This window comes from Vibrio sp. 5S239, from assembly GCF_041439575.1.
Lineage (GTDB): Bacteria > Pseudomonadota > Gammaproteobacteria > Enterobacterales > Vibrionaceae > Vibrio > Vibrio kanaloae.
In genome coordinates, this window is the sequence record NZ_JBGOOM010000004.1 from 23,262 (window position 1) to 38,578 (window position 15,317).

A 15,317-nucleotide genomic window follows, 5' to 3' on the forward strand; every position below is an offset into this window, starting at 1 on the left:
GTTACCACTAATTATAGGGATTATCTGCTGTTACCTACTTTCTGTTCAAATCTATCAATTCCCGCTGTTTAATACCGGTAATCTGTATTCAAATGCAGCGCCCGTCTCAATGCCTTGGGCACCCGTCTTGTCTAACGAGCGGCCAATTTCAGTCATCGCTAGCCATCGGTTTTCACACCATAAAGGAGAAAGCAAAGTTGGACGTCGTGCGGCAGAAGAAACTCGATGATAGACCACATGAGCAGGTGTGCGTTGGATAATTGTGCAGGCAATATCAATGTACTCCTCCAAGGTTGGCGCCTCGATCTTGCCAGCTTTCCACGCCTTAGCCATGGTACTGCCCTCGACAATATGCAGGCCATGCAATTTGATACCATCAGTGCCAACAGCGAGTACCTTGTTTAAAGTTTCAAGGTTATCAGCTTTAGCTTCCTTCGGTAGGCCAACAATGAGGTGGGTACACACTTTAATCCCTAAAACACGCGCACGTTGGGTGATCGTTTCATACGCCGCAAAATCATGCCCACGGTTAATACGCTTCAGTGTTTTATCGTTTGCGGTTTGTAAGCCTAGCTCAAGCCATATTTCATAGCCTTGCTCCACATAACCCGCCAGCAGTTCCAACACCGAATCGGGAACACAATCAGGTCTTGTTCCTACACACAAACCAACAATATCAGCACCTGGCGTCCTAAGCGCTTCTTCGTACATATTCTTGAGTACTTGCACCTCAGCATAAGTACTGGTGTAAGCCTGAAAATAGGCAAGGTACTTCTTAGCTCGGGCAATTTCACCCGCACGATCTTTTAGCTGATCAGCAATACTTTGAATTTGAGTTTGTTCGTCGGCAAATGAAGCGACATTACAGAAAGTACACCCACCACGGCCGATTGTTCCGTCGCGGTTTGGGCAGCTAAAGCCACCGTGCAGTGTCAGTTTGTGAACCTTTTCGCCATAACGGCGCTGAAGGTCTTGGCCGATAGTGTTAACCAACTCGTGTAATTGCATATTTTGAAAGTGCTCAAGTAAATAAGAATGAATATCAGTCTATTTCTGAAAAAAAATTACATCCCTGCAAAATTAAACCAATTAGTTTACTCAAGGACTTTTGCGAGCAACCTATCAAATATCAATAAACATGCAAAAATTCGGCTCTATTTGCCTAATGTTGCACATTTGTTAGACATTAAATTCAAAATAAAACGAAAAAAATGGTCTACATGGGTCAACTTTCATTGCAATTCGCCTAGACAAAATTGTAGGATACTTACACATATTGGCTATTTTTGTGTATTTACTTACAACGAAAACTTGTTAATAAGTCGGTGATATCCATATCCCACCTATATAAACCACTAGTTTGTGGCTAAAAATAAACGGATATCACTAAGGATTGTTTTTCTCGCAATACTTTTCCTGCGAGATACGGAAAGGATTCAAACCGCCAGCATAGGCAGGTTTAGACCCATAAATATAAAAGGACAAGGCTGACTTTATACAAATAAGTTGCGCCTAGATTTAACTGGAAGGATGTATCTATGGTAGATCAAGAGCAGAACTCACAGGGTCTGTATACTCCTGAACTGGAGCATGACGCTTGTGGTATCGGTTTTGTTGCGCATCTAAAGAATCGCAAATCTCATGATGTAGTAACTCAAGCACTCGATATGCTTGCACGTATGGAACACCGTGGCGGCCAAGGCTGTGATCCGTGTTCTGGTGATGGTGCAGGTATCCTGCTACAGAAGCCACACGAATTCTTACTAGAAGAAGCCGTAAAACTTGGAATTAAACTGCCATCTTTTGAAAAATATGGCGTTGGTGTTGTACTTTTCCCGAAAGATGAACACAAACGTGCACAGTGTCGTGACATTCTAGAACGCAATGCACAGCGCCTAGAGTTAGAAGTTATCGGTTACCGTGAACTTCCAACGGACAATTCAATGATTGGTGCTGACCCATTAAGCACTGAACCTCAATTTGAACACGTATTTATCTCTGGCGGCCCTGGTACTACACCAGAAGAGCTTGAACGCAAACTGTATGTTCTACGTAACTACACGGTTCGTGTATGCCTAGAAAGCGTGTCAAACATTGGTGATGACTTCTACATCAACTCAATGTCTTACAAAACATTGGTGTACAAAGGTCAGCTAACAACAGAACAAGTTCCTCAGTACTTCCTAGATCTGCAAAACCCAACCATGGTGACAGCTCTAGCACTAGTACACTCTCGCTTCTCTACCAATACATTCCCACGTTGGCGTCTGGCTCAACCTTTCCGTTATATCGCGCATAATGGCGAAATCAATACGGTACGCGGCAACCTAAACTGGATGAAAGCACGTGAAGCAATCCTCGAATCGGATCTGTTTACACAAGCTGAAATCGACATGCTACTGCCTATCTGTCAGGAAGGTAGCTCGGATTCGTCAAACTTCGATATGGCACTTGAGCTACTTGTTCTTTCAGGTCGTACTCTGCCACACGCATTGATGATGATGATCCCGGAAGCATGGCAAGAAAACAAAAACATGGATTCAACTCGTCGTGCGTTCTACCAATACCATGCGAACGTAATGGAACCATGGGATGGCCCTGCATCAGTATGTTTCACCGATGGTGTTCAAGTAGGTGCAACGCTTGACCGTAACGGTCTGCGCCCTTCTCGTTACACAGTGACAAAAGACGACTTCCTAGTCATGGCGTCTGAGTCTGGCGTCGTTGAAATCGCACCAGAAAACGTTGAATACCGCGGTCGTCTACAACCAGGTCGTATTTTTGTTGCTGACCTTGAGCAAGGCCGCATTATTTCTGATGAAGAAGTAAAAGATGGTATCGCGAAAGCGCAACCTTACGAGAAATGGGTTGAAGAGAACCTTCTGAGCTTGAAAAAGCTGCCAGATGCGAGTAACGAATCTAACCAACCTTCTCCAGAGAAACTTCTGCACAAACAACAATCGTTTGGCGTGAGCTCTGAAGAAGTAAACGAAATCATTCTACCGCTTGCGAAAACGGGCTACGAGCCACTTTCTGCAATGGGTGCCGACTGGCCGCTAGCGATTCTTTCTCACCAATCGCAGCACCTTTCAAACTACTTCAAACAATTGTTTGCTCAAGTAACTAACCCGCCAATCGACCCGATTCGTGAGCGTATGGTTATGTCTCTGAACACCTACCTAGGTAAAGATCAGAACCTACTTGCTGAAACACCAGAACACTGTCAAAAAGTAGAACTTGAATCGCCAGTTTTATCTAACTCTGAGTTAGAAAAACTGCGTGCAATCGATAACGATCACCTGCAATCAAAGACACTTGATATCGTATTCCAGGCAAACGGTGGTGAAGGGAAATTGGAACGTGCGTTAAAACGCATCTGCCAATATGCTGAAGATGCCGTGATTGATGGTTACTCTATCATCCTACTGACAGACCGTGCGGTTAACTCAAACCACGCCGCTATCCCAGCGATGCTGGCAGTTGGCGCGGTTCACCACCACCTAATCCGCAAAGGTTTACGTGCTAAGTGTGACATCGTGGTTGAAACGGGCGATGCTCGTGAGACACACCACTTTGCAACGCTTATCGGGTACGGTGCAAACGCCGTAAACCCATACCTAGTTATCGAAACGATTATTGATCTGCAACGTACTAAGAAGCTCGATCCAAACGTACACCCACGTGAGTTATTCGCGAACTACCGTAAAGGCGTTAACGGCGGTCTACTGAAGATCTTCTCTAAGATGGGGATCTCTACGCTGCAGTCTTACCACGGTGCACAAATATTTGAAGCACTTGGTGTTAGTAAATCAGTCGTTGAAAAGTACTTCACCGGTACTGTGTCTCGTATCCAAGGTCTAACGATCGACGATATCGCACGTGAAGTTCTGGTTCGCCACCGTGTTGGTTACCCAGCTCGTGAAATCCCAGCTCAAATTCTTGATGTTGGCGGTGTTTACCAGTGGAAGCAGCGTGGTGAGAAACACTTATTCAACCCAGAAACGATTTCTCTACTTCAAGAATCAACGCGTAATAAAGATTACGGTCAGTTCAAGAAGTACGCAAAAGCCGTTGATGACCAAGGCGACAACGCAGCCACGCTACGTAGCCAACTGGACTTCATCAAGAACCCTGCTGGCTCTATTCCTCTTGCAGAAGTAGAACCCATCGAGAACATCCTTAAGCGCTTCGCAACAGGCGCAATGAGCTTTGGTTCAATCTCGCATGAGGCTCACTCAACACTGGCAGTGGCAATGAACCGCATTGGCGCTAAATCAAATTCAGGTGAAGGTGGTGAAGATCCCGTACGTTTCGAACGCAAAGAAAACGGTGACTGGGAACGTTCAGCAATCAAACAGGTGGCTTCTGGTCGCTTTGGTGTAACGTCTTACTACCTATCTAACGCTGATGAGCTACAAATCAAGATGGCTCAAGGTGCGAAACCTGGTGAGGGTGGTCAACTACCTGGTGATAAGGTTGATGACTGGATCGGCGCAACGCGTCACTCGACTCCGGGCGTAGGTCTTATTTCTCCACCGCCACACCACGATATCTACTCAATCGAAGATTTGGCTCAGCTGATCTACGATCTGAAAAATGCGAACCGTAACGGCCGTGTCAACGTGAAGCTAGTATCGGAAGCAGGCGTTGGTACGATTGCATCGGGTGTAGCGAAGGCGAAAGCTGACGTAGTACTTATCGCAGGTTTTGATGGTGGTACGGGTGCATCTCCGATGTCTTCTATCCGTCACACCGGTCTGCCTTGGGAGCTGGGTCTAGCGGAAACGCACCAAACACTACTGAAAAACGGCCTACGTAACCGTATCGTTGTTCAGTCTGATGGTCAGATGAAAACACCACGTGACCTTGCAGTAGCAACGTTACTTGGCGCTGAAGAATGGGGCGTAGCAACAGCAGCACTTGTTGTTGAAGGCTGTATCATGATGCGTAAGTGTCACAAGAATACATGTCCTGTTGGTATCGCAACACAGAACAAGACTCTACGTGAACGTTTCGACGGCCGCGTAGAAGACGTAGTCACTTTCTTCCAATACATGGCTGAAGGTCTACGTGAAGTCATGGCGGAACTTGGCTTCCGTTCTATCGATGAAATGGTTGGGCAATCTCACAAACTGAAAGTTCGTGATGACATCGGTCACTGGAAGTACAAGAACCTAGACCTAACACCAGTTCTGCATATTGAGCATGCTCGTGAAGAAGATGGTATCTACAACCAGACACAACAAAATCACAACCTAGAGAACGTTCTAGACCGTAAGTTGATTCAAGCTGCGATTCCAGCGCTTGAGAAAGGCGAAGCCGTGAATGCGAGCTTCCCTATCATCAACACAGACCGCTCTACGGGTACCATGCTGTCGAACGAAATCTCGAAGGTTTACAAAGACCAAGGTTTACCACAACCAATGAACGTTAAGTTCCACGGTAGCGCGGGCCAATCTTTCGGTGCATTCCTGGCGAAAGGCGTTAAGTTCGAAGTAGAAGGCGACGCGAACGATTACTGGGGTAAAGGTCTATCTGGCGGTACGTTGGTACTGTACCCAGATGCGAAATCTACGATCGTTGCTGAAGACAACATCGTTGTAGGTAACGTATGTTTCTACGGTGCGACTTCAGGTGAATCTTTCATTCGCGGTATGGCTGGCGAACGTTTCTGTGTTCGTAACTCTGGTGCGAAGGTTGTTGTTGAAGGCGTTGGTGACCACGGTTGTGAATACATGACTGGCGGTGTTGCAATTATCCTCGGCTCAACAGGTCGTAACTTTGCTGCTGGTATGAGTGGCGGTGTGGCTTATGTTTGGGATAAAGCGGGTGACTTCGAAACCAAGCTTAACCCTGAACTGGTAGACCTAGATCCAATTGAACAAGAAGATAAAGATCTTCTACTGGATATGCTAACTAAGCATGTTGAATTCACAGGAAGTGAAGTTGCTCAATCTTTCCTAGACAACTTTGAAGCAAGTGTTGCATCGCTAGTTAAAGTAATGCCACGCGACTACAAAGCGGTTCTTGAAAAGCGTAAAGCTGAAGCACAACAAGCACAAACGGAAGAAGTGGAGGCAGTATAATGGGTAAGCCTACTGGATTTTTAGAACACGGTCGTGAGCTTCCAAAGAAGCTCGACCCGTCAGTTCGAATTGAAGACAACAAAGAGTTCGTACTCAACGAAGAGTTTGGTAACAAGATCAATACTCAAGCCTCTCGCTGTATGGACTGTGGCGTACCTTTCTGTCACAACGGCTGTCCGATTGGTAACATCATCCCAGAATTCAATGATGCGGTTTACCGTGACAGCTGGGAAGAGGCTTGGAATATCCTAAGCTCTACCAACAACTTCCCTGAGTTTACAGGTCGTGTTTGCCCTGCTCCTTGTGAAAGTGCCTGTGTTCTTGGTATCAACCAAGACCCAATCACTATATGTAATATCGAGAAAACGATTGTAGAAACTGCGTACCGTGAAGGGTACGCAAAACCTAAAACACCACGCTCTCGCACAGGTAAAACTGTCGCAGTTATCGGTTCTGGCCCTGCTGGTTTAGCCGCCGCTGAGCAGCTAAACAGTGCTGGTCACTCGGTGACGGTATTTGAACGTGACGAGAAAGTCGGTGGTCTACTTCGCTTCGGTATCCCAGATTTCAAACTGGGTATGGACGTGATTGATCGTAAGATCAACCTAATGGCTGAAGCTGGCGTTGAATTTAAAGTTAACCAACACATCGGTGTTGATGTTAATGCTCAACAGTTACGCCAAGAGTTTGATGTAGTATTGCTAACGGGTGGTTCTACGGTGCCACGCGACTTACCAATCCCAGGTCGTGAGCTGGAAGGCGTTCACTTTGCCATGGAATTCCTTGGTCAAAACAACCGCCGTGCTAACGACTTAGATCTTAAGACAGAAGAGATTCACGCTAAAGATAAGCACATTGTAGTTATCGGTGGTGGTGATACAGGTTCTGACTGTGTGGGCACATCAAACCGTCATAAGGCAGCAAGCATTACTCAGGTTGAGATCATGCCGATCCCACCAGAGAAGCGCCCTGCAAACATGCCTTGGCCTCAATACCCAATGATCATGAAAACCACCACTTCTCACGAAGAAGGTTGTGAACGTCACTGGAACATCTTAACCAAAGAGTTCATCGGTAACGAACAAGGTCAAGTGACGGGTCTACGTATTGCTGACATCGTTTGGCAAGATGCAAAACCAGGTGAACGTCCAGGTTTTGACGAAGTAGCGAACTCTGAACGTGTTATTCCTTGTGACATGGCATTTCTAGCAATGGGCTTCTTACACCCAGAGCCAACAGGCGTACTTGCTCAACTAGACATTAAACTGGACGAGCGCGGTAACGTCGCTTCTGAAGGTTTTGCGACGAACCAGAAAGGCGTTTTCGCTGCTGGTGATATGCGTACTGGTCAATCTCTGGTTGTACGTTGTATTAATGAAGGTCGTGAATGTGCCATTGCCATTGATGATTTCTTAATGGGTAACTCAAACTTAGAAGCGAAAGCGGATTCACTCATGCTTTCCGCATAATATTTCTCGGGCTAGCGTTGATGACGCTAGCTTAGAGGAAAGGCAACACCCTTCCTAACTTTTATGTTTGGCTAGCACTTGATGCTAGCCTTTTTTCTATCCGCCCGTAGCTTTCCATTTCACCTTGTTGCATACGTTAAATATCGTTAATACCCAGCCTCTTATATCTCATTGATATCCATCGACTATTTTAGATTATTAAGTGGCTAATCGCGTTTATGCATGATAATTAACCATGAACTTGACCTTAAACACAATTAGCTATACGTTGTAAATCTGGTGAAAACAAAACCGAACGGTATTGTTCATACAACCAATACGTTTTAACTAGCTAAAAAATAATAAGTTTATAAAAAATAACAAGTACATGAATAGTTAGTCATTTACTGTCTGGATGACAGAGAAGCAAAAGGGAGAATTGCAATGGCTCTATATGATCCTAGTCTTGAAAAAGACAACTGTGGATTTGGTTTAATAGCGCAAATGGAAGGCCAACCGAGTCATAAGTTGGTACGAACTGCTATTTCAGCCCTCGATCGCATGACACACCGTGGTGGTATTGCTGCGGATGGTAAAACAGGAGATGGCTGTGGCTTATTGCTTCAGAAGCCAGACTCTTATCTCAGAATTATTGCAGAAGAGAATAACTTCAAGCTCGGCAAGCAATACGCTGTCGGCATGATTTTCTTCAGCCAAGATCCAATCAAAGCGCAATCCGCGCAAGACATCGTCAATAAAGAGCTCGCTCAAGAGACCTTAACTGTTGCAGGTTGGCGCGTAGTGCCGACCAACACTGACGTATTAGGTCCGATTGCCAAAGATTCTGTTCCCAATATTCAGCAAGTGTTTATCTCAGCTCCTGCTGGCTGGCGTGAACGCGATATTGAACGACGCCTTTATATCGCTCGTCGTAGAATTGAAAAACAGATCACCGAAGACAAAGATTTCTATATTTGTAGCCTTTCAACACAAGTCATGGTTTACAAAGGTCTGTGTATGCCGGCCGATCTTCCGCGATTTTACCTCGATCTTGCAGACTTACGCATGGAATCGGCGATATGTCTGTTCCACCAGCGCTTTTCAACTAATACTCAGCCACGCTGGCCACTGGCTCAACCATTCCGCTATTTGGCACATAATGGTGAGATCAATACCATCGAAGGTAACCGTCAGTGGGCTAAGGCTCGTGCCTATAAGTTCTCTTCGCCTTTGCTGCCAGACTTACAAACCGCAGCACCCTTTGTGAATGAGACAGGCTCAGATTCATCAAGCTTAGATAACATGCTTGACCTGTTCCTTGCCGGTGGTATGGATGTGTTCCGAGCGATGCGTATGCTTGTACCGCCCGCTTGGCAAAACCACCCAGACATGGACCCAGATCTGCGTGCATTCTACGACTTCAACTCCAAACATATGGAACCGTGGGATGGCCCCGCAGGTATCGTCCTTTCTGATGGTCGTTACGCCGCGTGTAACCTCGACAGAAACGGATTACGCCCTGCGCGTTATGTCATAACTAAAGACAACCTGATCACTCTGGCATCTGAGGTTGGTATCTGGAATTACGCTCCGGATGAAGTTGCAAAAAAAGGTCGAGTTGGGCCTGGTGAATTACTGGTAATTGATACTCGTCGTGGCAAGCTGTGGCAATCCAACGAGATCGACAATGACCTCAAAGGCCGCCACCCCTATAAAGAGTGGATGGAAAAGAACGTTCACAAACTCACACCGTTTTCCAAATTGTCAGATGATCAAGTCGGTAAGCGTAGCTTTGACGATGACACTCTAAAGACTTACCAAAAACAGTTTGCGATGAGTAACGAGGAATCAGACCAAGTACTGCGCGTGCTCGGTGATATGGGGCAAGAAGCGGTCGGCTCGATGGGCGATGATACACCGATGGCCGTGCTGTCTTCTAAAGAGCGTCTCATCACCGATTATTTCCGTCAAAAATTTGCTCAGGTGACCAACCCACCAATCGACCCACTGCGTGAGAAACACGTGATGTCTCTAGCTACTAGTATTGGTAAAGAGATGAATGTGTTCTGTGAGACCGACGGTCATGCCTATCGTGTCACTTTCGATTCTCCCGTATTACTTTACTCAGACATGCAGCAGCTTCTGCAATTAAGCCAAAAACATTACCGCCATGTCATTCTCAGCATGCACTACGCTCCTAGTCATCAAGACCTTGAACAAGCGATCAAGACGGTATGTGATAGTGCAGAGCAAGAAGTCCGTAAAGGTGCAGTTTTAATTATTCTATCGGATAAAGGTTTAGAGAAAGGCAAACTGCCCATCCCAGCCGCTATGGTTGTTGGTGCGGTACAAACGAGACTTGCGGACACGGACCTACGATGTGATGCCAACATCGTGGTTGAAACGGCAACAGCACGTGACCCACACCAGTTTGCAGTACTGCTTGGCTTCGGTGTGACCGCCGTTTACCCATACCTTGCTTATGAAACGCTAGGAAAAATGCTCGATGACGGCTCTTTAGATAAAGACTACCGCACCGCGATGCAAAACTACCAGAACGGCATAAACAAAGGTCTATATAAGATCATGTCGAAAATGGGTATATCAACCATTGCATCTTATCGTTGTTCACAACTATTCGAAGCCGTTGGCTTACATACTGACGTCGTTGAGCTCTGCTTCCGTGGCGTAGCCACACGAATCCAAGGTGCAAGCTTTAGCGATTTCCAACAAGATCTTTATAACCTCTCTCGTAAAGCGTGGACGAAACGCAAACCAATCGAGCATGGTGGGTTACTCAAGTATGTACATGGCGGCGAATATCACGCCTACAACCCAGACGTAGTCAGTACTTTACAAACAGCCGTAAAGACAGGCGAAACATCAGATTATCAATCTTTTGCGAAGCAAGTTAATGCTCGTCCTGTGGCGATGCTACGTGACTTGATGAGCCTCAAAAAAGCCGACCAGCCTCTGCCACTAGAGCAAGTCGAGCCTAATAGCGATCTATTTAAACGCTTCGACTCTGCGGCAATGTCGATTGGTGCCTTGAGCCCCGAAGCTCATGAAGCGCTGGCCATGGCGATGAACCGATTAGGAGGCTACTCCAACTCTGGTGAGGGCGGTGAAGATCCACGACGCTTTGGGACTGATCGTAACTCGCGCATTAAACAGATAGCTTCCGGTCGTTTTGGCGTAACTCCACATTACTTAACCAATGCGGATGTTTTACAAATCAAAGTCGCACAAGGTGCGAAGCCCGGAGAAGGTGGTCAACTGCCCGGTCATAAGGTCACCGCAGAGATCGCTAAGCTGAGATATTCAGTTCAGGGTGTCACTCTGATTTCTCCTCCTCCACATCACGATATTTACTCTATCGAGGATCTAGCGCAGCTGATTTTCGACCTTAAACAAGTGAACCCTAAAGCCTTGGTTTCAGTGAAGTTAGTGTCTGAACCGGGTGTAGGAACCATTGCAACAGGTGTAGCAAAAGCCTACGCCGATCTGATCACCATTTCTGGCTATGATGGAGGTACAGCAGCAAGTCCACTAACCTCAGTAAAATACGCAGGTTGTCCTTGGGAGCTTGGCTTAGCAGAAACTCAACAAGCCTTGGTTGCCAACGGTCTACGTCATAAAATCCGCCTACAAGTCGATGGTGGTTTAAAAACCGGCCTCGATGTTATCAAAGGCGCAATTCTCGGTGCGGAAAGCTTTGGTTTTGGAACAGCGCCAATGGTCGCAATGGGTTGTAAGTTCTTACGAATTTGTCACCTCAACAATTGTGCTACTGGTGTGGCAACTCAGGATGAAACACTACGTCGTGAATACTTCAAAGGCTTACCTGAAATGGTGATGAACTACTTTACGGGTCTAGCCGATGAAGTACGCCAATACCTTGCAGAGCTTGGGGTAGAAAAACTAACAGACCTAATTGGTCGCACGGATTTACTTGAAGCAGTCCAAGGCCTCACAGCGAAACAGAGCAAGCTCGATCTTTCTTCAATACTCGAAGCTCCGATATCTGCAGAAGGTCACCCGCTATTTTGGACCGAACCAAACGCGCCGTTTGATAAAGCTCAGCTCAACCAGCAGATCCTTGATGATGCACTCGATGCAATTGAGAAGCGACAGTCCACCAGCCTCTACTACAACGTGATCAACACCGACCGTTCGATTGGCGCTCGTATCTCAGGTGAAATAGCGAAGCGTTACGGTAATCAAGGTATGGCGGGTGCACCGATTAAATTGTACCTCGATGGTACAGCAGGCCAATCATTTGCAGTTTGGAACGCCGGTGGCGTCGAGCTATATCTGACAGGCGATGCCAATGACTATGTCGGCAAAGGCATGGCGGGCGGTAAAGTGGTTATCAAGCCTCACCAAGGCACTGCATTCGTTTGTAACGAAGCGACCATCATCGGTAACACCTGTTTGTATGGTGCAACCGGAGGCAAGCTATTTGCTGCAGGCACTGCAGGTGAACGATTTGGGGTACGTAATTCAGGTACCGTCGCTGTGATTGAAGGCGCAGGTGACAATGCCTGTGAATACATGACCGGTGGTATTGTGGCCATTCTTGGCGCAACCGGAGTGAACTTCGGCGCCGGTATGACAGGCGGTTTTGCTTATGTGATGGATAAGAATGAAGACTTCCAAGGCCGAGTGAACAACGAATCGGTCGAAGCACTTTCTTTGTCGGACCTATTTATCCACCAAGAACATCTGCGCGGCTTGATTGCTGAGCACTTAGAAGAGACAGGCTCAGTGCACGCTGAAGCGATTCTGGCGAACTTTGATGAATGGATTCCGAAGTTCTACTTAGTGAAGCCGAAGACGGCAGATCTTAACACCTTGCTCGGTCACCAAAGCCGTAGCTCTGCTGAACTTCGTGTTCAAGCGCAATAATTGGAAGGAGCCAATCATGAGCCAGAATGTATACCAATTTATTGATGTGAATCGCGTAGACCCAGCGAAGAAGCCAATCAAAATACGTAAGATTGAGTTTGTAGAGATCTACGAACCTTTCACGAAACAACAAGCTAAAGCGCAAGCTGACCGCTGTTTAGACTGTGGTAACCCATATTGTGAATGGAAGTGCCCTGTCCATAACTATATCCCTCAATGGCTTAAGCTCGCCAATGAAGGGCGCATTATCGAAGCAGCCGAACTGGCTCACCAAACCAACAGCTTGCCAGAGGTGTGTGGACGCGTTTGTCCTCAGGACCGACTGTGCGAGGGTTCTTGTACCCTCAATGATGATTTTGGCGCAGTAACAATAGGTAATATTGAAAGATACATTACCGACAAAGCGTTTGAGATGGGCTGGAAACCAGACATGTCCCACGTTGAATGGACCGACAAAAAAGTCGCGATCATCGGCGCAGGCCCCGCTGGTCTTGCAGCAGCTGACATCTTAGTTCGAAATGGTGTAAAAGCCGTGGTATTTGACCGCTACCCAGAGATCGGTGGCCTGCTCACGTTTGGTATCCCATCGTTCAAACTAGAGAAAGGCATCATGGAAAACCGTCGCCGTATCTTTAGCGGAATGGGTGTCGAATTTAAGATGAATACCGAAGTCGGTAAAGACGTTCAACTACAACAACTGGTCGATGACTATGATGCCGTTTTCTTAGGGGTCGGTACCTATAAAAACATGCGAGCAGGGTTAGACAACGAAGAAGCACCGGGCGTTTATGATGCTCTACCCTTCCTTGTTTCCAATACCTACAAGGTCATGGAACTGGATAACCCAACGCCATTCATCGACATGAAAGGCAAAAAAGTGGTCGTGCTTGGTGGGGGGGATACCGCGATGGACTGTGTCCGAACTTCGATTCGTCAACACGCAGCTAACGTCGTTTGTGCTTATCGCCGAGATGAAGCCAACATGCCAGGATCTCGTCGCGAAGTGAAGAATGCCAAAGAAGAAGGCGTGAAGTTCATGTTCAACCTTCAGCCTATTGGCTTAGAGCTTAACAACTCTGGTCATGTCGTTGGCGTCAAAGTCGTGAAAACCGCTTTGGGTGAGCCTGATGACGCTGGCCGTCGTCGTCCTCAACCCGTTGAAGGCAGTGAGCATATTCTTGAAGCAGACGCCGTTATAATGGCATTTGGTTTTCAACCTCATGCGATGGAATGGCTAGAACCTTTCGGTGTTGATTTGGATCAGTGGGGACGCATCAAAGCTCCTGGACAACAAGAGTTTCAATACCAAACCACCAACAGCAAGATTTTTGCAGGTGGTGATGCGGTTCGAGGCTCAGACTTGGTGGTGACCGCTATCGATGAAGGCCGTAAAGCCGCGGAAGGGATATTAGATTACCTAGAAGTGTGACTAATCTAAGGTTTCCTTTATTACTCAGTTCGTTACTATAAAAAAAGGATCCAATGATGGATCCTTTTTGAATTAAATACGCTTTATTAAAAGGTAACGATAAAGAGTAAAACAATCACTAAATGGCCAATACCGAAAACGACAATTAGAATTAGAATTAGAATTAAAACAACGCATAGGAAACACTATGGAAAAAACAGCTCTCCTTTTTCTCTCTCTTTTGACTTTAACCGCTTGCAGCCAAGGTATCACTGACATGGAAGACAGAACTTCATCACCTTGTGGCGACAAACCAAACTGTGTATCGACCCAAGATGATCGTGAGCAGCATGCATTGGCCGCATTTGAATTATCAGATTCAGCAAACCTCGATGCTATTGAACAGGTTGCGCTGACCTTACCGGGCTCGAAAACAGCCAACAGAACCGAAAATTACCTACGTATTGAATGTACTTCTCGCATCATGCGCTTTGTCGATGACTTAGAACTCAGAGTTACTGGTGGCAAGCTGATCGTACGTTCCGAGTCTCGTACTGGCTACTCTGATTTTGGGGTGAACCGAAAACGTGCTGAACAACTTCGCACAAGCCTAAAAAGTGAAGGCCTAATCAAATAGATAAAAGAATACGTGGATAAATCGTCGGTATTAGGATGAGAAGTGCTTCTGGGCAGTCGCTCGACGCTTCTCTTCCATGCTACAATTTCGTTCTACTGTTTACATATTTTTATTAAGAGACTACACATGAAAATCGGCATCATTGGCGCAATGGAGCAAGAAATTGCGATCCTAAAAGCAGCAATTTCAGATATCACTGAAGTGAATAAAGGCGGTTGTACCTTTTTCTCTGGTCAGCTAAATGGTGTTGACGTTGTTTTGCTTCAATCAGGGATTGGTAAAGTAGCAGCAGCTGTTGGTACTTCAATCCTTCTAAGCGAATACCAACCAGATGTCGTTCTAAACACAGGCTCAGCTGGCGGTTTTGACTCAACACTTAACCTTGGCGATGTCGTTATCTCAACTGAAGTTCGTCATCACGATGCAGACGTAACCGCTTTCGGTTATGAAATCGGCCAAATGGCAGGTCAACCTGCTGCGTTCAAAGCAGATGATAAACTTATGGCTGTTGCTGAACAAGCACTAGCACAAATGGAAGATAAGCATGCCGTTCGCGGTCTTATCTGTACTGGTGATGCATTTGTTTGCACGGCAGAACGCCAAGAGTTCATTCGCAAGCACTTCCCGTCAGTTGTTGCTGTAGAGATGGAAGCATCGGCTATCGCTCAAGCTTGTCACCAATTCCAAGTACCCTTCGTGGTTGTCCGTGCAATCTCTGACGTTGCAGACAAAGAATCACCAATGAGCTTCGAAGAGTTCCTGCCACTAGCAGCGCAAAGCTCTTCTGAAATGGTTATCAAGATGGTTGCCCTACTAAAGTAAGCGACTAG

Annotated in this window: 7 protein-coding genes; 6 read left to right on the forward strand and 1 reads right to left on the reverse strand. The window is 46.4% G+C overall.

The genetic code is table 11. The annotated features are described in order from the left end of the window. Positions 1-54: 54 nt before the first annotated feature. Positions 55-1,008 (reverse strand): TIGR01212 family radical SAM protein, encoded by a 954-nt coding sequence (locus ACED48_RS04765; RefSeq protein ID WP_017056072.1) that lies wholly within the window; start codon positions 1,006-1,008, stop codon positions 55-57. Positions 1,009-1,538: 530 nt separating this feature from the next. Here ACED48_RS04765 and gltB (ACED48_RS04770) point away from each other — a divergent pair. The 6 genes from gltB (ACED48_RS04770) to mtnN all read left to right on the forward strand — a co-directional run bounded on the left by gltB (ACED48_RS04770) (position 1,539) and on the right by mtnN (position 15,309). Continuing rightward, positions 1,539-6,086 (forward strand): glutamate synthase large subunit, encoded by a 4,548-nt coding sequence (gene gltB / locus ACED48_RS04770; RefSeq protein ID WP_017056071.1) that lies wholly within the window; start codon positions 1,539-1,541, stop codon positions 6,084-6,086. Beyond that, on the forward strand, positions 6,086-7,555 hold the full coding sequence (locus ACED48_RS04775) for a glutamate synthase subunit beta (RefSeq protein WP_017056070.1): 1,470 nt from the start codon (positions 6,086-6,088) through the stop codon (positions 7,553-7,555). The genes gltB (ACED48_RS04770) and ACED48_RS04775 overlap by 1 nt, the downstream gene beginning before the upstream one ends. 423 nt (positions 7,556-7,978) lie before the next feature. After that, a complete protein-coding gene (gene gltB / locus ACED48_RS04780; RefSeq protein ID WP_017056069.1) occupies positions 7,979-12,442 on the forward strand; it encodes a glutamate synthase large subunit in 4,464 nt (1,487 codons plus the stop codon). Between the two features lie 16 nt (positions 12,443-12,458). Beyond that, positions 12,459-13,871 carry an FAD-dependent oxidoreductase gene (locus tag ACED48_RS04785; RefSeq protein WP_017056068.1) on the forward strand — a complete coding sequence of 471 codons (1,413 nt, stop codon included), beginning with the start codon at positions 12,459-12,461 and terminating at the stop codon, positions 13,869-13,871. A 187-nt stretch (positions 13,872-14,058) separates the two neighbouring features. Continuing rightward, positions 14,059-14,487: a DUF1499 domain-containing protein gene (locus tag ACED48_RS04790; protein WP_017056067.1), complete on the forward strand. Its 429-nt coding sequence runs from the start codon at positions 14,059-14,061 to the stop codon at positions 14,485-14,487. 126 nt (positions 14,488-14,613) lie between these two features. Further along, positions 14,614-15,309, forward strand: a complete 696-nt coding sequence (gene mtnN, locus ACED48_RS04795) for a 5'-methylthioadenosine/S-adenosylhomocysteine nucleosidase (protein WP_017056066.1) — start codon at positions 14,614-14,616, stop codon at positions 15,307-15,309. Positions 15,310-15,317 lie beyond the last annotated feature (8 nt).

Bases quoted from the DNA above. Each gene is read 5' to 3' on its own strand.
- ACED48_RS04765 (WP_017056072.1), bottom strand. From the start codon at position 1,008: ATGCAATTACACGAGTTGGTTAACACTATCGGCCAAGACCTTCAGCGC.
- gltB (WP_017056071.1), top strand. From the start codon at position 1,539: ATGGTAGATCAAGAGCAGAACTCACAGGGTCTGTATACTCCTGAACTG.
- ACED48_RS04775 (WP_017056070.1), top strand. From the start codon at position 6,086: ATGGGTAAGCCTACTGGATTTTTAGAACACGGTCGTGAGCTTCCAAAG.
- gltB (WP_017056069.1), top strand. From the start codon at position 7,979: ATGGCTCTATATGATCCTAGTCTTGAAAAAGACAACTGTGGATTTGGT.
- ACED48_RS04785 (WP_017056068.1), top strand. From the start codon at position 12,459: ATGAGCCAGAATGTATACCAATTTATTGATGTGAATCGCGTAGACCCA.
- ACED48_RS04790 (WP_017056067.1), top strand. From the start codon at position 14,059: ATGGAAAAAACAGCTCTCCTTTTTCTCTCTCTTTTGACTTTAACCGCT.
- mtnN (WP_017056066.1), top strand. From the start codon at position 14,614: ATGAAAATCGGCATCATTGGCGCAATGGAGCAAGAAATTGCGATCCTA.